Source organism: Desmonostoc vinosum (assembly GCF_059505385.1).
This window is the reverse complement of record NZ_JCACKM010000011.1, coordinates 37,340-59,161: the sequence shown is the minus strand read 5'-3', so window position 1 is coordinate 59,161 and position 21,822 is coordinate 37,340. Positions and strand designations below refer to the sequence as shown.

17 protein-coding genes, 1 tRNA gene and 2 pseudogenes are annotated in these 21,822 nt (G+C 42.2%); 12 read left to right on the top strand and 8 right to left on the bottom strand.

What is annotated here, in order from left to right:
- Nucleotides 1-9: 9 nt before the first annotated feature.
- The 7 genes and pseudogenes from AC5JMF_RS01285 to AC5JMF_RS01255 all read left to right on the top strand — a co-directional run bounded on the left by AC5JMF_RS01285 (nucleotide 10) and on the right by AC5JMF_RS01255 (nucleotide 3,662).
- A tRNA-Phe gene (locus AC5JMF_RS01285) sits at nucleotides 10-82 on the top strand.
- A gap of 228 nt (nucleotides 83-310) precedes the next feature.
- Nucleotides 311-430, top strand: a pseudogene (locus AC5JMF_RS01280) (pentapeptide repeat-containing protein); the annotation flags it as partial.
- A 64-nt stretch (nucleotides 431-494) separates the two neighbouring features.
- Nucleotides 495-824, top strand: a complete 330-nt coding sequence (locus tag AC5JMF_RS01275) for a hypothetical protein (RefSeq protein WP_495793910.1) — start codon at nucleotides 495-497, stop codon at nucleotides 822-824.
- Nucleotides 825-1,108: 284 nt separating this feature from the next.
- The gene (locus AC5JMF_RS01270; RefSeq protein WP_495793909.1) at nucleotides 1,109-1,447 is read left to right on the top strand and encodes a YtxH domain-containing protein; all 339 of its coding nucleotides are present in this window, start codon (nucleotides 1,109-1,111) and stop codon (nucleotides 1,445-1,447) included.
- Between the two features lie 22 nt (nucleotides 1,448-1,469).
- The gene (locus AC5JMF_RS01265) at nucleotides 1,470-2,009 is read left to right on the top strand and encodes a DUF948 domain-containing protein (protein ID WP_495793908.1); all 540 of its coding nucleotides are present in this window, start codon (nucleotides 1,470-1,472) and stop codon (nucleotides 2,007-2,009) included.
- A 129-nt stretch (nucleotides 2,010-2,138) separates the two neighbouring features.
- Nucleotides 2,139-2,948 carry a TPM domain-containing protein gene (locus AC5JMF_RS01260; RefSeq protein ID WP_495793907.1) on the top strand — a complete coding sequence of 270 codons (810 nt, stop codon included), beginning with the start codon at nucleotides 2,139-2,141 and terminating at the stop codon, nucleotides 2,946-2,948.
- Nucleotides 2,949-3,032: 84 nt separating this feature from the next.
- Nucleotides 3,033-3,662 carry a precorrin-8X methylmutase gene (locus tag AC5JMF_RS01255; protein WP_495793906.1) on the top strand — a complete coding sequence of 210 codons (630 nt, stop codon included), beginning with the start codon at nucleotides 3,033-3,035 and terminating at the stop codon, nucleotides 3,660-3,662.
- 104 nt (nucleotides 3,663-3,766) lie between these two features.
- On the opposite strand, the gene AC5JMF_RS01250 is transcribed toward AC5JMF_RS01255, so the two are convergent.
- The 4 genes from AC5JMF_RS01250 to AC5JMF_RS01235 all read right to left on the bottom strand — a co-directional run bounded on the left by AC5JMF_RS01250 (nucleotide 3,767) and on the right by AC5JMF_RS01235 (nucleotide 7,628).
- The gene (locus AC5JMF_RS01250; protein ID WP_495793905.1) at nucleotides 3,767-4,453 is read right to left on the bottom strand and encodes a DUF8619 family protein; all 687 of its coding nucleotides are present in this window, start codon (nucleotides 4,451-4,453) and stop codon (nucleotides 3,767-3,769) included.
- A 32-nt stretch (nucleotides 4,454-4,485) separates the two neighbouring features.
- On the bottom strand, nucleotides 4,486-5,322 hold the full coding sequence (gene dapB / locus AC5JMF_RS01245) for a 4-hydroxy-tetrahydrodipicolinate reductase (protein ID WP_495793904.1): 837 nt from the start codon (nucleotides 5,320-5,322) through the stop codon (nucleotides 4,486-4,488).
- 143 nt (nucleotides 5,323-5,465) lie between these two features.
- The gene (locus AC5JMF_RS01240; protein ID WP_495793903.1) at nucleotides 5,466-7,223 is read right to left on the bottom strand and encodes an ATP-binding protein; all 1,758 of its coding nucleotides are present in this window, start codon (nucleotides 7,221-7,223) and stop codon (nucleotides 5,466-5,468) included.
- 168 nt (nucleotides 7,224-7,391) lie between these two features.
- A complete protein-coding gene (locus AC5JMF_RS01235) occupies nucleotides 7,392-7,628 on the bottom strand; it encodes a hypothetical protein (protein ID WP_495793902.1) in 237 nt (78 codons plus the stop codon).
- A 678-nt stretch (nucleotides 7,629-8,306) separates the two neighbouring features.
- Here AC5JMF_RS01235 and lepA point away from each other — a divergent pair.
- The 3 genes from lepA (at nucleotide 8,307) to AC5JMF_RS01220 (ending at nucleotide 13,903) form a co-directional block, all read left to right on the top strand.
- Entirely contained in the window at nucleotides 8,307-10,118 is a 1,812-nt protein-coding gene (gene lepA / locus AC5JMF_RS01230) for a translation elongation factor 4 (RefSeq protein ID WP_495793901.1), read from the top strand.
- A gap of 502 nt (nucleotides 10,119-10,620) precedes the next feature.
- Nucleotides 10,621-11,808: a glycosyltransferase family 4 protein gene (locus AC5JMF_RS01225; RefSeq protein ID WP_495793900.1), complete on the top strand. Its 1,188-nt coding sequence runs from the start codon at nucleotides 10,621-10,623 to the stop codon at nucleotides 11,806-11,808.
- Nucleotides 11,809-12,049: 241 nt separating this feature from the next.
- The gene (locus tag AC5JMF_RS01220) at nucleotides 12,050-13,903 is read left to right on the top strand and encodes an alpha-amylase family glycosyl hydrolase (RefSeq protein WP_495793899.1); all 1,854 of its coding nucleotides are present in this window, start codon (nucleotides 12,050-12,052) and stop codon (nucleotides 13,901-13,903) included.
- Between the two features lie 94 nt (nucleotides 13,904-13,997).
- On the opposite strand, the pseudogene AC5JMF_RS01215 reads toward AC5JMF_RS01220, so the two are convergent.
- Nucleotides 13,998-14,207 (bottom strand): annotated as a pseudogene (locus tag AC5JMF_RS01215) (Cas10/Cmr2 second palm domain-containing protein); the annotation flags it as partial.
- Between the two features lie 212 nt (nucleotides 14,208-14,419).
- Here AC5JMF_RS01215 and infC point away from each other — a divergent pair.
- Nucleotides 14,420-14,953 (top strand): translation initiation factor IF-3, encoded by a 534-nt coding sequence (infC, locus tag AC5JMF_RS01210; RefSeq protein ID WP_495793898.1) that lies wholly within the window; start codon nucleotides 14,420-14,422, stop codon nucleotides 14,951-14,953.
- Between the two features lie 370 nt (nucleotides 14,954-15,323).
- Complete coding sequence (locus AC5JMF_RS01205; RefSeq protein ID WP_495793897.1) at nucleotides 15,324-18,329, top strand: MFS transporter; 3,006 nt, start codon at nucleotides 15,324-15,326, stop codon at nucleotides 18,327-18,329.
- A 167-nt stretch (nucleotides 18,330-18,496) separates the two neighbouring features.
- On the opposite strand, the gene AC5JMF_RS01200 is transcribed toward AC5JMF_RS01205, so the two are convergent.
- The 3 genes from AC5JMF_RS01200 to AC5JMF_RS01190 form a co-directional block, all read right to left on the bottom strand.
- Nucleotides 18,497-19,375: an Rpn family recombination-promoting nuclease/putative transposase gene (locus AC5JMF_RS01200; RefSeq protein ID WP_495793896.1), complete on the bottom strand. Its 879-nt coding sequence runs from the start codon at nucleotides 19,373-19,375 to the stop codon at nucleotides 18,497-18,499.
- Between the two features lie 182 nt (nucleotides 19,376-19,557).
- Nucleotides 19,558-21,114 carry a GMC family oxidoreductase gene (locus AC5JMF_RS01195; RefSeq protein ID WP_495793895.1) on the bottom strand — a complete coding sequence of 519 codons (1,557 nt, stop codon included), beginning with the start codon at nucleotides 21,112-21,114 and terminating at the stop codon, nucleotides 19,558-19,560.
- Nucleotides 21,115-21,276: 162 nt separating this feature from the next.
- The gene (locus AC5JMF_RS01190; RefSeq protein WP_495793894.1) at nucleotides 21,277-21,792 is read right to left on the bottom strand and encodes a DoxX protein; all 516 of its coding nucleotides are present in this window, start codon (nucleotides 21,790-21,792) and stop codon (nucleotides 21,277-21,279) included.
- Nucleotides 21,793-21,822 lie beyond the last annotated feature (30 nt).

Genomic DNA, 21,822 nt, shown 5'->3' with positions numbered 1-21,822 from the left:
AAACGCCCCGCCGGGATAGCTCAGTTGGTAGAGCAGAGGACTGAAAATCCTCGTGTCACCAGTTCAAGTCTGGTTCCTGGCATTGATTACAGCCTAATAGCATGTCTGACATAAGACATAACTAACATAAGTTAAAGTAGTTAGGGTACTGCAACTGCTTAATGTCAGTACGGCTAGTCCCGTTATGAATAAGTGTGAAAATACTGGCTTATGCATCTTCTGTGATGATCTCTATTTTTAGCGATCGCGGCTCTTAAATAACAGCACCAAAGCGAACACTAGCAATCGCTCCTAGCAGTGAACAAACTTTAGCTATGCAGATATCCGGGGAGCAGATTTTGGTGGGGCTAATTTAACAGAAGTAAACTTTATAAGGAAACTATTGGTGCGCTCTAAAACAACCTATGAAAACGTTATGATTTTTCATTAAATTAAATCTAAGTTCAGCACATAAAAGAACTTATGAATAATGAATGGTGTAGCAAAGGCAAACAATGGTAATGGTAATAGTAGTTATAGTTATTAATACCCTTATTTCGTTAATACTACTTTATACAGCTGGGCAAGTATGGCAACTAAAGCAGCGATTAGCATTTATATCTGATAGATTAACTTTTTATGAGCGCTGCACTCACGCGGCGTTGTATAAAGCACCGGAAAATATTTATGCTGGCCAGCAGGGTATTCATAACCTAATGCAGCAAAATCAAGCTCTACAAGCCCAAATACAACAAGTGCGGCAAATTATCAGCTTGCTGTTTTTCGGACGACAAGTATGGCAACGTAATGTTCGCAGAAGCATTTTGTACCAACGAAAAAGATAGCCAAGGGATTAGGGGTTAGGTGGAGATGAGGGGGATGCACTTCTCCTTCAAAGACGCTACGCGTAGCAAGCGCTCAGTGACCGGGGGATTTGAGAGAGGTAGGAGAGGCAGGAGGAGCAGGGGAAGAAAATAACTATTCCCAATTCCCTCACCAAGTGAGTTAATGGGTAAAAGCAACATTTCTAGCCGATATATTGTCACGATAGATTAACTAGATAAAATCTTTTGGGTCTTGCAAGGAGAGAAAACCCACCTAAAATGGGTGTAAGGAGAGAAACAGTAAGATGTCTAATAACCGTTCTGGAGTATTTTTTAGCGGTTTGATGCTGGGAGCTAGCATCGGTGCTTTGACCGGTTTGCTCGTTGCTCCGCGCACAGGGCGCGAAACTCGCAAAATTTTGAAAAAATCTGCCGATGCTATCCCAGAATTGGCGGAAGACTTATCAACAAGTGTGCAAATTCAAGCAGATAGGCTCTCTGCTAGTGCATTGCGAAACTGGGATGAAACACTAGAGAGACTCAAAGAAGCCATAGCAGCTGGTGTCGAAGCCAGTCAACGAGAAAACCAAGTCTTGAAGCGGCAAAAAGCTGTGGAAAAATCAGAGTCTCTTTCTAAGAATTAAAACGCTCATAGATAGCATAACCGTGATTGATCCCCTGTTTTGGTTGGGACTATCCATACTCTTAGTAGCTGCCAGTTTAACTGCCGTTTTGGTGGTAGCGATACCTGCTTTGCAAGAATTAGCACGCGCTGCTCGTAGTGCAGAAAAGTTATTTGATACGCTCTCGCGGGAGTTACCACCCACTCTAGATGCTATCCGCATGACTGGTTTGGAAATCACTGATTTAACTGATGATGTTAGTCAGGGTGTCAAAAGTGCAGGACAAGTTGCCAAACAAGTTGATCAAACCTTGGACAACGCTCGCAAACAAGCTCAAAACGTTCAAGCAGGCACACATAGCATCTTTATTGGTGTAAAAACTGCCTGGAAAACCTTTACTCGTCAAAAACCTGCTAGACGAACAATTGAGCGTCTCTCAATCAATGACAAACCACCGCTAACGTTACGTGAACGAGAAGCACTTAGGCAAGAAAACCGTCGGATAAAAACACAAACTTATCATACCAACGATAATTACAATGCCAATGGAAGTTGGGAAAACAATTTTGAGGATCAAGAATAACTGGTAAAACGCTTTGCTTTAATCCCTCAGATTAGAGTAAAGTAAACAAGTGTAAAGAAGTATCATTTTTCTGTACTCTTTTAAAACAACTTGTTCACTTCTGCCGTTAATATTTGTATAAAAACGTCCATGCAGTCTTGTTTCTGGCGAAAAGTTCTGGTATCCATTGCTGTATTTTTCTTGGCTGGGTCAATGTGGGTGATACATTCTCCCCAAGCTCTGGCCTATGACAATCCTGAGTTATTACCTAACTCTTTCACTCCAGTTGTAGACTTAGCTAAATCTCTCCCGGATTTGCAAGAAGAGAAGCTAGTTAAAGATTTAAATCAATTTGAAACTGATACTGGTTGGAAACTGCGAGTATTGACCCAATATGACCGTACTCCAGGCCGGGCTGTGATCAATTATTGGGGTTTGGATGACAAGAGTATTTTACTGGTTGCTGATTCTCGCGGCGGTAATATTCTCAGTTTTAGTGTTGGTGACGCTGTTTATGAACTTTTACCCCGGACTTTCTGGATAGAATTGCAAACCCGCTTTGGAAATTTATACTTTGTACGCGAACAAGGCGAAGACCAAGCGATTCTGCAAGCCTTAGAATCTGTCAAAGGCTGTTTAATGAAGGGTGGTTGTAATGTAGTTCCTGGACTTCCACGGGAGCAATGGATTCTTACCTTAATTACTTCAGTCGTGGGAGGGGTAATTTGTGGATTTGCAGCTCAACCCCGCAATGAAAAACAAGTTTTTGCTTGGCAATGGGCTTTAATTTTCTCTCCTTTGTGGGGAATTTTGTTTATTGCCTTTGGTATTGGGCCAGTAGTAACGCGTACTAGTGACTGGTTGCCTTTAGTTCGGAACATTGCCGGGTTTCTCATTGGCGTTTTAGTTGCGTATCTGTCTCCTATTTTCAGTCGGCCTTCTTCTAGTGCCGAGTCTTAAAACAGTAAACAGTTATCAATTTCACTGATAACTGTTCACTGTTGACTGATAAGCTGAAAGCTGGTACGTCAGAGCAGAATGGCAATGGAATGGCATGTAACTGATGCTGAGAGTTTGGCAATCATTGATAGAGAAATTGGCGGTCATGTCTTTTCGCCAGCAGAGTATGAGATTGTCCGGCGAGTGATATACGCCACAGCTGACTTTGAGTATAAGTCTTTAATTCGTTTTTCTGACCATGCTTTACAGGCTGGTGCTGCTGCATTAGCAGCACGTACCACGATTGTGGTTGATGTGCCGATGGTACAAGTAGGTATTGCTGATGACATTCAGAATACTTTTGCTAATCCGGTGTATTGCAGCATGGAAGCTTTAACACGTCCCCAAAAAGAAAAAACTCGCGCTGCATGGGGAATAGAAACTTTAGCTAAGCGTTATCCAGAAGGCATTTTTCTCATTGGTCAAGCACAAACAGCACTGATAGCATTGGTTGATTTAATTGAAGCTGAGGAAATTCGACCTGCATTGATTATTGCTACTCCAGCAGGATTTGTAGATATGGATGTAGCTAAAGGTCGTTTACAAGACTCCCTGGTTCCTCACATCACAATTAACAGTCGTAAAGGTAATGCAGCTGTAGCAGCTGCGATCGCCAATGGATTGGTAGACTTAGCTTGGCAAGCCTATGGCCAAGATGGTAATCACAAAAGGTAAGAAATGGGGAACTCAAGGCCGCTCCCGGAGGGAATTGTCATTGATTATTCTCCGCGTCCCCGCGTCCCCTCGTCCCCGCGTCTCCCTCATCTCCCTCATCTCCCTCATTCCTCCACCCTACGGCGACGCCGGCGTGGCCTTTCCTGTTGGTCTTCACGCAGGCGACGGCCGACTTCATTAAAGAAATCTCTTCTGATGTAAGGGTAATCGCTAACCCACAACTCGCGACTGGGAATATATACATCGCTAAAATCTTCAATACTGCTCAAATCTGAGCGATTTGACATCACCACCATTTCTGCAACTTGGCCGCGAGTAATGACTTTGTGATTAGGACGCAGGGGTGCATCAAACTCGATGCTAAATCCTGTGTCATCACCTAACTCTAGGTTAATCCGTTTTTCACGGTTTTCTACAATCACTAATTCGCCTTTGTTGTTGACGGTTTCTTGTTTACCAATCAACCTGTCTGTAATCCACCAATCCAATATTCGACCACGAAAAAAACCGCTGTATTTATAACGTCGGCATTTTATATTCCGCATACTTGCTTGAAAGGCTGGATACCACAGCCAAAAAAACGCAGCAAATACTCCCAGCACAAATACTATCGAACCAAACTCAAGTCCAAGCAAAATTTTTACAATTAGAATTACAACTACAGCAACCACAGAAATTAATAGTCGCTGCAAAAAATTGGAAAATTTCCCCCAATAGTAGTTGTATTGCAAACCAGTGGCAATTAAAGGAATAATTTGTTCAAATTTTTGGCGAGTCAGAGGGACTAACATAATTGCTGAGTGCTGAGTTGTGAGTTTGGAGGTTAAAGGATTTTTTCTAATCCATATACTAATGACTTTAGCTGTAAGACTTTGCGAATTGCTAGTAGTACTCCTGGCATGTAGCAAGCGCGATCGCTGGTATCATGTCGTAAAGTATAAATTTGCCCCGGTGCGCCAAAAATCACTTCTTGATGCGCTATCAGCCCCGGTAAGCGCACGCTATGAATTCTAATGCCTTCTTCTGCTATACTGCCTCTTGCTCCCGATAATTTCTCGGTTTCTTCAACTTGGGGCGGGTTAAAAGTTTTACCCATTCCTGCGAGTAATTGCGCGGTTTGAATCGCTGTGCCGCTGGGAGCATCAGCTTTTTGGTTATGATGCAGTTCAATAATTTCTACATGATCAAAATATTGCGAAGCTGTGACTGCGGCTTGTTGTAACAGCACCATTCCTATAGAGAAGTTAGGAATAATTAAGCAACCAGTACTGGCTTTTTCGGCGAAGTTTGCTAGGTCTTGAATTTGTTCTGGACTTAACCCTGTGGTTCCGACTACAGGACGAATACCGTAGGCGATCGCACTGCGAACATTGTCATAAACTGAATCAGGATGGGTGAAATCTACCATCACACCTGGAGGAAGTTGTCTTTCGCCAGCCACATACCCTAGCATTGGTTCTAATTGATTGGTAATAGGCACTTCCAAAGGTTCACTTAAACCTGCTAGTTCTCCTGCATCTTGATCTTGATGTTCGGCACTACGGTCAATTGCACCCATCAGATTCAAGTCTGGTGCTTGCGCTATTGCTTTCACCACTTCACGTCCCATCTTACCAGCAGCACCGTTCACAATCACAGGGATAGGAGCTTGATTCGTCATAATTTGAGAAATGCTTTTTGAGTCAACAAAGGAATTGTAGGAGACTTTGACAATGTAAATTACGTTTGTGGTTCAATTTTAGCTGCTCTTAATTGTGCAGCTAATTTTTTGGACTTGATATTTATGCCTAGTTGAGCAAGGGTCTAATATGTAGAATCCAAATCACTTTCACTGCATGAAAGCATGACTGGCTGTTGATACAAAGGCACAGTGAATGTAACTGTTGAGCCAAGTCCTTCACCAAGACTGTAAAAGTGTACTTCACCACCCATTGCTTCCACTAGCTTTTGGGATATTGCCAGTCCCAAACCTGTGCCACCATACTGGCGAGTGCGGGAACCATCCACTTGAGAGAATAGTTGAAATAGTTTATCTTGTTTATCCAGTGAGACGCCGATACCAGTGTCTGCTACGCGGACTTTGACCATACCTGGAAATTGCTGGTCTTGGAATTTTCCTTTCTTGAGAACTAAATCGGCGCTGATTGTCACACCGCCTTCATGGGTGAATTTAATCGCGTTATTCACCAAGTTGAGCATAACTTGTAGTAATCGTTGGTAATTGCCTTGAACGACAATTTCATCAGAGATATGCGGCATTTGCATCTGGAAGCTGAGACTCCGCATCTCTGCTTGAGGGCGCATGAAATTTTCTACATCACTAAATAATTCATCAAGCTTCACTGGAGCGCAATCTAGATCCATTTTGCCTGCTTCGATTTTGGCAATATCTAGAATATCGTTAATGATATTTAATAAGTGTATCGATAAATGGTGTGCTTCTACCAAAAATTGATTTTGTTCTTCTGGATCATCTGCCATACCCTCTAAAATCAGCTTTAAAAACCCAATCATGCCGTTGAGGGGAGTACGAATTTCGTGGGATACGTTGGCGAGAAACTCACTTTTGAGTCGGGAGGCTTCTTCAGCTTTTTGACGTGCTGCTTCTAATTCTTTATATAAAGTAGCATGAGCGATCGCCGTCCCTATTTGGTCTGCTATTTCTCTTGCTAGTTCGAGTTCTAATTCTGTTAACAGCTGGCAATCATCGCGCAGACTTAAAGCAACTAATCCATTTGCTTGATCTTGATAGCAAGTTGCAACTAGCAAAATTTTCTGCTGCAAAGACTTAATGCACTCAGGTACATCAATTACAATTGGTTCTAAAGTTGCTAATGCTTGAGCAAATGCAGGCTCAGAAGCTACATCTATTTCTAAGCCCTGCATTGATTTTAATCTAGGCTGGTGATACTCTGCAATCACCTTTAATTTTGAACTACAAGGTTGATAAGGAAAGATAATACAGCGTTCTAACCGCAGTATTTTACCTAAACTGTCAACTGTTTGCTGCCAAATAATATCTAAATCTAATGTCCTGCGAATATTGCGGGTAATGCGATTTACTAGTTTTTGGTGTTGACGCGAACGTAATGCCAGATCTAATTGTGTGGGCGTTTTGATTGCATTTTTAGCTTCTGGTTTATGAATTTGAGCTTGTAGCAACCGCCCCATTACCAAAACCGTAGTGGCAACGGTTCCCAATCGCGGCATAATTGGGCTAATCACTAATTCCAACTCAAACAACTGTTGGTGGTAGCGAAACCAACACTGCAACCTTTCTGGTACCAAGCTTGTCAAAATTCGCTGTAGCCTTTCCAAATAGGCTGCCTTATCCACGGGAACAAAAGTTTCATCCTCGTTGATGTCGTTTACTATTTTCTCGGTGTGCAATCCCAGGAGTTTGCTTTGCTGCCAGTAAAACGTCAGATAGCGCCCTGCACCATCTTGGGTATACACCAACTCAGCCCCTAGAGTTGCTAATGAGCCGTCAGTATTACTGGTAATAGAATCCAGATTTTGGGAAAATATGTGTGGCAATTGGGTACTGGCAGTAATAGTCATTTATCGAGTCGGATAGACAGATAATATCCACCGTGATTTTACTAAAGCTGCTTAAATTTTGGCATGAATTTTTACAGCTTTTGTATTTTTACTATGAGTATTTTTTGGATGCTTTGAAATCCAAATCAGAAATCTTAACTTATGTTTAGTTGACAGTTGATTAATGCATTAGTCGTTCCATTCACCCCTTGGAGGAATTGGGGTACGTACAGGAGTGCGCGTTAGTTCATCATCTCTTGATGTTTCACCACGTAACCACTGCCGAATCGCCACCTCAATTACTTTGCTGGGATCGTTAGTTAGATGCTGAATTTGCTCTAGTAACTCAGAGTCTAGACGAACAGCAATTTCTACCTTATCGGCTCTTCTGTTTTCCCCTTCGGTAACTTTTTCTTGCATATTCATGGGTTTATATACTCTAGATTTGTTTTGTCCAAAGCATTGTAAAGCAGTTATATCCAAGATTGGGGTTAGTTCACTGAAAATTATTAAAAGTACAGTTACATAGTTCCCTGAAATAGTACAAAAGTAACAGCTTGAAATTTCCAGTGGTAGCTATCATACAACTGACTAGACAATAACTCTAGAGTTTTGTCGATAGAACAGTAGTTCCGAGTAATTACGGATTGCAATTGCCCGTGATCCCTACATGTACTTATTTATATTTATTGTACGCTCCTAGCTGATGAATACTAGCAGCCATAAATAGAGTTTCATAATATTCTTAAGAGTCTACCGATTCTGGTTTAAAGATAAAGAAAAGGTAAAGTCTTGAGTGGGGAGTGGGGAGTGGGGAGTGGGGAGTGGGGGAGGCCGCTTTCAAGGGTAGGTTTTTCATATTCAGTCTGAAAAAGCCTATTTTTCCGTTCCGAAATCTTTCTCCGCGTCCCCGCGTCTCCGCGTCCCCACGTCTCCGCGTCCCCGCGTCTCCCTGCGCTATCGTAACAAAGACTGCCAAGACGGGGATTGGTCTTACCAATTCCCCATTCCCCACAAATGAGAGCTTCTTAGCAAAGAAAGCATTAAAATACATGAAGTAAATTGCTTTTTTAACCTTGGTTGCTGCTAAAGCAAAAGTAGTATATGACTGACGTTCCCGCAGTTCGCATTCGCAATTTTTGTATTATAGCTCACATTGACCACGGGAAATCTACCCTCGCCGATCGCTTGCTGCAAGCCACTGGCACTGTTGATGAGCGGCAGATGAAGGAACAGTTTCTCGACAATATGGATTTGGAACGGGAGCGCGGCATTACAATCAAGCTGCAAGCTGCCCGGATGGACTATAAAGCAAAAGATGGTCAACAGTATGTATTGAATTTAATTGATACTCCTGGACACGTAGATTTTTCTTATGAGGTGTCGCGCAGTCTCGCAGCTTGCGAAGGAGCGCTGTTAGTAGTAGATGCATCTCAAGGTGTAGAGGCGCAAACTCTGGCGAATGTCTATTTAGCGCTCGAACATAACCTGGAAATTATTCCGGTTTTGAATAAAATCGATTTGCCAGGAGCAGAACCAGACCGAGTAATTAGCGAAATTGAAGAAATTATTGGTCTTGATTGTAGCGGTGCAATTCTCGCCTCTGCTAAAGAAGGAATTGGGATTGATGACATTTTAGAAGCAATTGTTGAGCGCATCCCACCAGCACCAAATACCGTAAATGAACGCTTACGGGCGTTAATTTTTGATAGTTATTACGATAGCTATCGAGGAGTAATTGTATACTTCCGGGTCATGGATGGTACTGTCAAAAAAGGCGATCGCGTTCATTTGATGGCATCCGGTAAAGAATACGAAATTGACGAGTTGGGTGTACTTTCTCCCACCCAAAAGCAAGTGGAAAATTTACACGCCGGGGAAGTAGGCTATTTGGCAGCGGCTATCAAAGCTGTTGCTGATGCACGGGTAGGAGATACCATTACCCTCGCCAGTGCCAAAGCGGTAGCACCCTTACCTGGTTACACTGAAGCCAACCCCATGGTTTTCTGTGGGATGTTCCCCATTGATGCTGATCAATTTGAAGACTTACGGGAAGCCTTGGAAAAGCTGAGACTCAATGATGCTGCACTGCATTATGAACCTGAAACTTCTAGTGCTATGGGGTTTGGCTTCCGTTGTGGGTTCTTGGGCTTGTTACACATGGAAATTGTGCAAGAACGTTTGGAAAGGGAGTATAATTTAGACTTAATCATTACAGCGCCATCGGTAGTTTACCGGGTAACAACTATCAAGGGTGAAGAACTGTATATTGACAATCCCAGCCACTTACCTGCGCCTAACGATCGCGAAAAAATTGAAGAACCTTACGTCAAAGTAGAAATGATTACGCCGGAGATTTATGTCGGCACTTTGATGGAGTTATCGCAAAATCGACGAGGTATATTCAAAGACATGAAATACCTCACTCAAGGACGTACTACACTTACTTACGAACTACCATTAGCAGAAGTTGTTACCGACTTTTTTGACCAGATGAAATCGCGATCGCGCGGTTACGCTAGTATGGAATATCACTTGATTGGCTACCGTGAAAATCCCCTGGTGAAGCTGGATATTATGATCAACGGCGATCCTGTAGATTCCTTGGCGATGATTGTTCACCGAGATAAAGCCTACAACGTTGGGCGGTCAATGGCGGAGAAACTCAAAGAATTGATTCCGCGTCACCAATTTAAAGTCCCAATTCAGGCCTCCATTGGCAGCAAAGTTATCGCCAGCGAACACATCCCCGCTTTACGCAAAGACGTACTAGCTAAGTGTTATGGTGGTGATATTAGCCGTAAGAAGAAACTCTTGCAAAAGCAAGCCAAAGGTAAAAAACGCATGAAAGCCGTAGGTACAGTAGATGTACCTCAAGAGGCGTTTATGGCCGTACTGCGTTTGGAACAAAGTTAACTAGTTCCGTGGGTTTAAGTCCCCCAGTTCCATAATCAGCAAGTTTTGTATTGGGGTTAAATCCTCATTACAAAACTGAATTACGCGCTTCGCAGCGGTAGCGAGTCCTCGAGCGTCGGTACGAGCGTCAGCGGTAGCGACACAAGAGCGTCGCGTGATTACGAATTACGCGCTTCGCAGCGGTAGCGAGTCCTCGAGCGTCATTACGAATTACGAATTATTTTAATGCACCTGAGAAAACTACAAAAATCAGGCGATCGCAATCACAATATATCAAAAGGGGGTGACATACATCGCTCCTTTTTGGCTTTTATAGGTTATCGTCGAAGGTTTGTGGGGAGATTTGCTGATTTTTCCTTTGTGAATAAATTTTTATAAATTCTCAAAAAACTGTCAAAAAATTTAAAAATTTTAGTAAATATACTCACCGCAATTGTCACACTTGTATTTTTAGATAAGTGTAGTTTTTTAGATATTTGTAAAGTGTTGGGGAGTCTAGTAAATGAAGATACTGGTATTGAGTTGGGAATTTCCGCCAAGGATAGTTGGAGGAATTGCACGGCATGTAGCAGAGTTGTATCCTGAAATAGTCAAGTTAAGACATGAAGTTCACTTGATTACAGCAGAGTTTGGTCAAGCATCGCTGTATGAGGTAGTTGAGGGAGTACATGTGCATCGAGTGCCAGTGTCTCATAGCAACGACTTTTTCCACTGGGTAGTCAATCTGAATCAGAGCATGGGACATCACGGTGGTAAGCTGATTTTGGAAGAAGGCCCCTTTGATTTAATCCATGCTCACGATTGGTTAGTAGGAGATGCTGCGATCGCTCTCAAGCATACTTTCAAAATACCTCTAATTGCCACAATCCACGCCACCGAATATGGACGCTACAACGGAATTCATACGGAGACTCAGCGCTATATCAATAGCAAAGAAAACCTGCTAGCTTTCGATGCTTGGCGAATTATAGTTTGTAGCGATTATATGCGGCGGGAAGTAGAACGAGCGCTACAGAGTCCTTGGGATAAAATCGATGTAATTTATAACGGTATTCGACCAGAAAAGAAACAACACCACGAAGATTTTCATGCTCTGGATTTTCGCCGCCAATTTGCCGAAGACAATGAGAAGATTGTTTACTATCTCGGTCGCATGTCCTACGAAAAGGGAGTACCTTTATTACTGAATGCTGCTCCTAAAGTACTTTGGCAGATGGCAGGTCAAGTCAAGTTTATCATTGTTGGTGGTGGTAATACCGACCATCTCAAGCGCCAAGCTTGGGATTTAGGAATTTGGCATAAATGCTATTTTACGGGCTTTCTTTCAGATGAATATTTAGATAAATTTCAAACTATCGCTGACTGTGCAGTATTTCCCAGTCTCTACGAACCTTTCGGCATTGTAGCTCTAGAAAGCTTCGCCTCTCGCGTTCCGGTCGTGGTTTCTGATACAGGCGGCTTTCCCGAAGTCGTGCAACATACCAAGACAGGGATAGTCACTTGGGTAAACAATGCCGACTCTTTAGCCTGGGGAATTTTGGAAGTTTTGAAAAATCCAGGTTATCGACAATGGTTGATTGATAATGCTTATGAGGATTTAGAATGGCGTTTCAACTGGTCTAAACTGGCCAAGCAAACAGAGGATGTATACCAGCAAGTAGTGCAAGAGCGATCGCAAGTTACTTGGTAGCATGTAGAGACGCGCTTTTGCAGCGTCTCTAGAGGTGTTACTTGCAATTAATAGTAAAGAAACGTAAATTTATACTAATACTTAGATAAATTCTTAAACAAGCTTTGATACATCTATATAGGAGAACTGCTTGTTTCAATCTCTTGGCGTTCTAACCTGCGGGAAGCCGCTTTGCGTCTAAGGCGGTTCGATAAATACCCTTACGCACCAGCAAAAAAGCTAATAAATCAAGGACAACTTTATGAAACTACTACCATTGAACAAACTGGGTGCTAGAGAAACCAATGGTATTGTTGATTTTGGAGTATTTCTTCCTTGGATATCTAAAAAAGATGGAAATCGGCTATGGGTTAAGGTCATCCACGAAAAAGACCAATTCCTACAAGACGTTCAAACCTTAGATTTTGAATTACAGCATTCTACAGACTCAGAGTATGGTGATTATTGGTCAACGCAAGTAAATATCAATACTCAACCCAAGCCTAATGCTAAATCTGCGTGGGGAGAACCAGGCAGATATGTTTATCGCTATTTTTTACAAAACCCTAATCAGGGAGATATCGATTGGATAATTGACCCTTTTGCTAGAGAATTCGGTGTAGGTCAATTATCTGCCTTTACGCTGGGTTATCAACAATACGAATGGAGTGAACAGGAAAAAAACTGGAAAACTCCCAACTTAAAAGATATTGTATTGTACGAATTGATGGTAAGTGAATTCGGTAATGATATCGATGGCACAATCGATAAACTCGGTTATCTGGCAGATTTAGGAGTTAACTGTCTGGAAATTATGCCCCTTTCTAATGTAGGTTTAACAGTAGATTGGGGCTTTTTACCGATTGGCTATTTTGGTGTAGATGAGCGATTTGGTAAAAGAAGAGATTTACAAAGGTTGATTGATACTGCACATCAAAATAATATTGCTGTAATTGTCGATGCGGTTTATGGTCACACTAGCGATAGTTTCACTTACTCTTATCTTTATAGAAAATTAGGGTATCGTGAAAATCCGTTTATGGGTTCATTTGCTAAGGATTATTTTGGCGAAAGTACAGATTATAATCGCAAATTTACTCAAGATTTTTTCTACACAGTTAATTATCACTGGTTAGAGGTTTATCATGTAGACGGTTTTCGTTATGACTGTGTGCCTAACTATTGGGATGGGGCCACAGGAGTTGGTTATGCTAGCCTAGTGTTTAATACATACAAAACGGTCAAAGAAAAACAACAAGCTGGTGATTATTGGCAGAGATTTTTTAATAACGACACTAACAATTTGATTCAGTGTGCTGAACAATTGGAAGGGCCAAAGGAGATTCTTGCACAAACTTATACTAACTCTACTTGGCAAAATGAAACTTTGGGTGCAGCTAAAAGTGTAGCTGCGGGAAATCGCGGTGATTTAGCTAATCTTGGCTATAGATTTGGTTTAGATGGTTATCCCATAGAGGTAACACAAAATGGGGATAAAATTGCCAAGACAGCATTGCAATATATCGAAAATCATGACCATTCTCGATTTGTATGTAACTTTGGCAGGATTGCCCGCGATAATGATTTACTACAAGAAGGTAATCGCAATCTGTGGTACAAAGTCCAACCTTACTTAATTGGGATGTTTGCAGCTAAAGGGATTCCGATGCTGTGGCAAGGTCAAGAATTTGGTGAGAATTATTATCTGCCGGAGCAAGGTTTTGGTAGAGTGATGTTACTACGGCCTGTACGCTGGGATTATTTTTATGACCCCATCGGGAAAAGTGTCATTTCTCTGATCAGAAAACTGATACAATTACGTCGCCAGCGATCGCAATTTACTGAAGGTGAGCATTTCTTTTATGAAAATTATGAGCGCTATCAGTCGAAAAATGTTCTGATGTTCTCTCGTAAGTATGCTAACAAGTTTAGCTTGATTGCGCTGAATTTTGGTGATAGCAATCAAAGTGTACCGTTTTGGTTCCCCATTGCTGGTGATTATTTGGAGGAACTTCATGGACAAAATAATTTAATTGGTGTTCCTCAGTTGTCTGAGTATTGGGTAAGTATTCCAAGTAATTATGGCAGGATTTGGACGGTGACTATTGGTACGTGATTTTGGCTTTGTTGAATGTGGGGTTCTAGATTTTTTAACCCTAACCATTCATCAACCCATCTTTCAGGCTGTGTAGGATTTTGAATATATTGAATTCTTTTTCTGTTGTCCACTTGCGATTATTGGGATTTCTGTATTCTGCACCCAATTCAGGTCAGGCGATCGCATCCGTACCTGTTAAACTATAACTCTCGCCTATCCAGTTGATACCAGTCCAATTACGAGAAAGTTTGCGCGTTTCTAAATCTGCAATTGTAACCAAACTTAAAAAAACGTAACTATACTTAATAGTACCCCAACTTATGTAATTTAGATTAACTATTGAGGAGAAATTCTCTCAGAATGAGTAGAATGACAAATACAACATCTGACGACAGCGCAACTAATTTATGGATTAGCTACCCTAGAACTATACATCTTTATTCAGCCGTAATTTTTTAATTTGCCTTTGAGGCAAACTAAACCAAGACCAAGTCAAGTCCTTAACTAAACAACAAAGAGCTCCCACTAATCATAATGCCTGTGATTGAGAAAAAAAGAACTCGCGATCTGCCCCAAATTAACGAAAGAATACGCTTCCCCAAGATTCGGGTCATTGATACTGATGGTGCCCAATTGGGGATTCTGTCTCCCCATGAAGCCCTACAGCTAGCAGAAGAGAAAGAACTAGATTTAGTGCTACTCAGTGATAAGGCAGACCCGCCAGTTTGCCGGATTATGGACTATGGGAAATACAAGTTTGAACAGGAGAAAAAGGCACGAGAAGCCCGTAAAAAGCAGCATACTGCTGATGTTAAAGAAGTGAAGATGCGTTACAAGATAGAAGAACATGACTACAATGTACGTGTTAAACAAGCAGAGCGCTTTTTAAAAGATGGTGATAAAGTCAAAGCTACTGTTATGTTCCGTGGTCGAGAAATTCAACACAGCGATTTAGCCGAAGATTTACTCAAACGAATGGCAACAGATTTGGAGCCATTTGGTGAGGTTCAGCAAGCGCCTAAAAAAGAAGGGCGAAACATGATGATGCTGATATCGCCCAAGAAGTAATTCTTCAAACTTTCTAACTACCAAGTATAATCAAATACCAAAAATTTCAAATCGACTCTTGAGTCATTGAAATTCATGATCTAGCTGATAGTCCTAAGAGCTGAGTGGGAAATATAGTACTCAGTTGCTTAGGACTTTTGCTTTTTGGGGAATGAGCAAGAGGACACGGGGACACGGAGAAAATTCTCCCTCATCTCCCCCACCCTTTCAAGGGTAGGTTTTTCATATTCAGTCTGAAAAAACCTATTTTTTCGTTCCGAAATCTTTCTCCGCGTCCCCGCGTCCCCGCGTCAACCAAAACGCGAAATCTAAAAAACCTACCCATAAGACCACCTCCCCACACTCCTACACCCTCATCCCCCACACCCGAATGGAACTGAAAAATCACTGGTTTAATCCAAATAAAGGTGTTTTACCACGGCTGCTACAGTGGGTGAATCTCCGACCGGAGGAAAGTGAACGAACTTGGATGATGTTCGCTTTTTATACTACCGTGTGTGTAGGATTACGATGGGCTGAGGATTGTACGGTAGCACTGTTTTTGGATGAATATGGAACTAGTCTACTACCTTGGATGTATATTGCTAGCGCCTGTATAAGTGCAGGGCTAGTTTTTTTATACTCTTGGCTGCAAAAGATTTTTCCTTTGCGTCAGGTGATTGTGGCGATCGCACCTTGCATGGTGATGCCACTAATTTTACTAGTTTTGCTACACCAGGGGAGCCACGTATCATATTTGGCGGTTGTTTCCGTATTTCTCCTGCGGCTGTGGGTGGATGCACTCTATGTAGTCAATGATCTCAACACCTCGATTGTTGCTAACCAACTATTTAATATCCGAGAAATTAAACGCACTTACCCACTCGTTAGTAGTGGGTTACTAGTAGCAGATGTCGTCAGTGGTTTTAGTTTGCCTTGGTTGGTGCAATTCGCCAAGTTAAATAAGGTGATTCTTATTGCTTGTGTGGTGATTCTTGTAGGCACAGGGATTTTATTCTTGATCACTTATCACCATCGGGCAGCTTTTCCGCAAACTCCCCAAAAACTAATTTCACAAGAACAAGTCTCGCAACACCGCATCCTTAAAAGCCCACTCAAACGCTATGCTTGGCAGTTATTCGCTTTTGTGGGTTTGTTGCAAGTCATTGGTTTATTAATAGATTTTCAGTATCTGCGCGAACTGCAATCAAATTTGGGCGATCGCGATCTGGCCAGTTTTTTGGGTCTATTCGGTGGCATCGTCGGACTATGTGAGTTAATAACGCAGTGGTTTGTTTCCAGTCGTCTAATTGAACGCCTGGGGGTATTCTTCACTGCGATGCTTCTACCAATCACCGTCAGCTTTTTATTACCAACTGCGATCGCTTTACTCAATATATTCCCCATCACCCAATCACAAAGCTTTTTCTTGGGTTTGACAACTCTCAAATTCTGCGATGAATTACTCCGCTACACCTTTGTCATGAGTAGTGGCCCATTGCTGTACCAACCCATCCCAGAGGGAATTCGTAGCCGAATGCAGACATTATCTGGAGGCACTGCGGAAGCGATCGCTACTGGTTTCGCGGGATTGGTAATTTTTGTGACATTGTTGTTCTGTGGACAATTTGTACCCACACCACTGCACAAGTGGGTATTGGTGGGAGAAACAGTAATCGTGGCTGCTACTTGTTTAAAAGTAGTTTGGGAATTGCGATCGCGTTATGTTGACTTATTAGTCTTAAGTGCAGCCAGGGGAAACTTAAGCGCCACCAATGTCGGTTTAAGATTCTTCAAGCAAGGAGTAGTCAAAGCTTTAACCGAAAAGGGCACTGAAGCCGATAAACGTTCTTGCATTGAACTTTTAGCCCAAATTGACCCCAAAAGCGCAGCGGAAGTTTTAGCACCTTTATTGGTCAAGTTTCCACCAGATTTACAACGCCAAAGTTTAGAAGTCATGCTGATGGGAGGTGTCAATCCTACTTATTTGCCTGCTGTCCGCCCTTTATTGGAAAAGCCGCAACTTACTACCCCCGAAGTTTTCGCCTTGGCACTACGTTACGTTTGGCTAGCTGAACCAAATCCCAACTTAGGCTTACTAGAAGAATTCCTTAACCCCCGGCAGCATTCCCTCATCCGGGCTACTGCCGCCGCTTTAGTTTTGCGCCAGGGAACGCCAATTCAAAAGGTGGAAGCTACCAAAACCATGCGCCGGATGTTAACTCACAAACAAGAACGCGAACGGGTGAATGGAGTGAGGGCATTAACAGAAGCAGTTTATTTACAAGCATTGCGAATTCACATCCCCAATCTCTTACAAGATGAATCTTTACGCGTGCGCTGTGCTGTCTTAGAAATGATTGCAGCAACTCATTTAGAAGAGTATTATTCGGCATTGATTGCCGCACTTTACTACAAATCGACTCGCTCTACAGCAATGTTAGCTCTGGTGCGATTGGAAAATGAAGCCTTAGAAATGTTGTTGCGGGTGGCGATCAATATTTACAAACCCGAAGTTGTGCGGATGTATGCTTGGCGTACCATTGCTCAAATCAGTACAATCCAAGCAATGGAAGCTTTATGGCAACATTTAGAAACTTCTTGGGGTACTACTAGAGATCATATCCTCCGCAGCTTATTAAAAATACACAAACAACCACAAACTACAGGTTTAGTAAATCGCTTCCATGAAAGTAGAGTAGAAACTTTAATAGCAGGAGAATTGAGATTTTTAGGAGAGATTTACGCCGCTTATTTAGATTTTACAACAATCGATATTTTAGAAAAATACCAATCACATGAAAGGATAATTATTGTGTGTGAATTGCTGCAAAACGCACTTTTGGAAGTAGAGTTTGATGTCAAAGAACGCTTAATATTACTACTTAAGTTGTTGTATTCTCCAGAAAAGATGCAAGCAGCAGCATTTAATCTGAGGTCGCAATCTGGGGTCAACGTCGCGCGGGGGCTAGAGATTTTAGAGCATACAGTCAATTTGTCTGTAAAATCTTTGTTGCTGAATATTTTAGATAAGCGATCGCCCCAAGAAAAACTGCAATATCTTGTAGACGCTAAGACTTTACAATATGAAAATATGTTAGTTGGCGATCGCCTACATAAATTGCTCTCACTGGGGCATTTACTTTCTGATTGGTGCTTAGCTTGCTGTTTTCATTTTGCTCAAGTGGCACGCATCCGCCTGACAAGTTCTGAGATCTTAGCAACATTGCGTCATCCCACTGGCTTTGTGAGAGAAGCCGCGATCGCATATTTACATAGGGCTTCTCAACGCGTTCTGCTGCAAATCTTACCCCAGTTGCAAAAAGATTCACATCCTCTGGTAGTCGCTCAAGTTAAAGAGTTACTCGACAAATACCAATTCCAAAATTATCTCTAATGTGAGTCTTATAGAGGATATTATGAGAGGTTGCTTAGTTAACGAGTTCCGTGGGTTTAAGTCCCCCGGTTCTATAACCTGTAAGTTTTGTGTTGGGGTTCAATCCCCATTACAAAACTTAATTACGCGCTTCGCAGCGGTAGCGAGTCCGCGAGCGTCATTACGAATTACGAATTATTTAATGTGTTGAACCAAGTTTCTAAATCTGCTTGAACCTGAAAATCTAACAAAGCTTCACCAAGATTTTCTAATTGTTCAATAGAGAGAGTTTGAATCTGTTCTAGCAGCGGTTGAGGTAATTCTCCCAAACGACGAGTCAGTTGACGCAGAATAAGCGCCCTTTCTCGTTGTTCTCCTTGTTGCCGTCCTCGTTGCTCTCCTCGTTGCTCTCCTCTTTGCTCTCCTCGTTGCTCTCCTTCTTTGAGGATTTCTTGATAAATCACTGATTCGCGCATCATACCCTCCCGAAATAATTGTCGAATCAAGTCCTTTTTGTATTTTAACCCCGCTAAGATTTGAGTGTAAGCGGAGATTTCTGGTCGTTGTTCTGACTTTACTTGATTGACTCGTTCCACAACTCGTTGCAACAAGACTTGGGGTTGCTTGGTTGCTGCTAGTGGTGCTAGGGGTAACAACGCCGGCTCATTGAGAAATAGTTCCGGATTTTCCTCCCACATGCAAATCACACGATATTCGTGACGGGTGGTTTCGATGTTGAAGGCGGTTTCAATTACTGTTCCTGGTGCGGGGGGAAGCAATAAGACAACAACTTGTGTAATTGGTAGACGATACAATCGGTACAACCTCACCCAATAATCGAGCATCCGCAAGGGTAGTGGTGGTGTCGATTCGAGTTGGGTCTGAAATTCCAAATGCAGAATACGTCCTTGTAGTTGTAGAAATGTGACGTAATCGGCACGTATCGGCTCAATACTCAATTCGGTTTTCAGGACTGTGACAGCAGTTTGCTGAGTCCCTAACACCCAACTGGCAAAGGTAGAGGGATGTTTTTCTGAAAGTAGCTTACACAAATTGTCGAAGGACATTGATGATGAACGAGAATTTCACAGGGTATTGTGATTATCTCGTAGATCGTGGTCAGGGGTGCGAATAGTAGCGGCTCAAGTTAGAGAGTTACTCGACAAATACCAATTCAAAAATTATAGTGTCCCCGCGTCTTTCTAGCGGTTTGAACTATGCAAATTAAAAGCGCAACAGCTTAACTATATTAAGCTATACATTCAATAATACGATCGCCCACCCGCAGCGCATTAGCAATAATCGTCAAAGTAGGGTTAACAGCAGCACTAGAGCGGAAGAAACTACCATCTACGACATACAAATTATCAATGTCATGAGTGCGGCAATTAATATCTAAAACTGAAGTTTGAGGATCTTCACCAAAGCGACAAGTTCCACATTGATGCGCTACACCTTGCAGTGGTATTTTTTTGCGGAAATAAAAGGAGGCGGGAATAATTCGTTCACCGCAACCAATCTTTTTTAACACTTGCGTCCAACGATTGAGGAGACGATTGTAGGCTTCGGTATTGTTCTCGGTGTAATGCAACTGGATAGAATTATCCTGGAGTGTAACACGGTTATTGGGATCGGGTAAATCTTCAGCAGTTAGCCACCAGTCTACCGAACGAGTTGCGATCGCTTCAAATGTATGTCTCTCTCTAAACGATACTCCTAAAACAGATGGAGATTCTTGAGCAATCATATCTGCATTGACTTTCCCCAATAACTGCACATGACCCATCGGGTAATCGAAATCTTCATCACCCCAGTAAAAATCGTTGATTGCCAAGGTTTTTTGAAATGCAGTGGGATTAGATTTCAAGCTGACTCCAATGATAGCTCCATTCTGATGCTTCATAAAGTTCCGTCCTACCTGATCAGAACTATTTGCCAACCCATTGGGATGTTGCTCATTAGCAGAACGTAACAACAAAGCTGCTGAATTAATCGCTCCACAAGCAACGACTACAATATCACTAGAGAAAAAATGAATTTCCCCATTAATTTTTACCTCCACGGCATTCACTTCCCGCCCAGAAGAACTTGTGTGCAACCGTTTTACCTGAGCTTCAGTAATGAGAGTGACGTTATCATACTGCTCTGCTGGACGTACACAATTCACATCTGCGTCTGCTTTAGCATCCACTAAACAAGGAAACCCATCGCAAGTATTGCAACGAATACAAGCACTCAAACGCCGATTCACCTCATTTAGTTTAATTGCCAGTGGCAGATAAAATGGATGATAACCTTCACCTTTTAAAGAGTCATGAATCTCTTGGATACGCGGTTCGTGACGAATAGCAGGAAAAAAATACTCCTGCGTTGCAGTTGGTTCAGTCGGGTCTAAACCCCGCTTGCCATGCACCTCATATAGCTTTTCAGCCTCAGTGTAGTAGGGTTCAAAATCGTGGTATTTTAGCGGCCACTCCGGTGAAATACCACCTTTGTGAATTACTTGATTAAAGTCTTGTTCGCGCCAACGAAAGAGCGCACCACCATATACCTTAGTATTACCACCAACAAAATAGCCTGTACCCGGATGAATAGCATGTCCTTTTTGGTCATACCAAACTTCGTCGGTGTGATAACGGTCTTTCTGAACCACCTCAACCGTATCCCAGTTGGCTTTCTCACGAGGTAAAAAAGAACCACGTTCCAAAATCAGAATTTTCTTACCAGTAGGAGCCAGACGATAAGCAAGTGTAGCACCACCTGCACCAGTGCCAATGATAATCACATCGTAGTGTGAAGTGGTCATAAGTTTTCTCCAAAGTGAAGGGTAAATAAGGGACTTCTGAATAAATAGACTTCTTGCAAAAGTCCTAATTACAGTTTCTTTCTTTGCGTCCACCTGTGAGAGGGGGAGAAAGTCGTTTTGATTCGGTCAAATAAAACTCCGCTGTCAAGCAAACATGAGATTTTACATCTCGTCGCTAGAAGCAGTGAGAGTATAATCAGCAGCAGCTTTAGCACGACGACGGCTCATTTTCTGTTCATGAGCATCGTAAGCAATACATATCCAAATTAGAGTCATGAATAAAATGTTTTTGTTAAAGCTCTCCGCTGCATTAGGAACCAAACTACCAGCAGGTATAATTCCAAATGCCAGAATGATGCTAAACGTCATCAAAATTAGTAGTAGTCCTGTCCACCGCACCCAATAGTTGAGAGCAAATAATGCACCCAGCACAATTTCAGCTAGAGGTAACAACCAAGCATAAGGAAAGGCGATTAACCAAGGTAATGGCCCTACACCTTCCCATCCGGGCGGAATTCCAGGGCCAATAATTTGAAGTTTTTGAGTTAATACGGTTTGGTAGAAACCGTTGGCAACGCTGAAGTTGAGATAGTTAGCGATTCCAGAGAGGAAAAAGAAAACGCCTATAGTCACACGATTGATAACAACAGCTGTTCTGAGGTTGAGTAGGTATTTCATAGGTAGATCTGAAGATTGGGAATGGGGAAA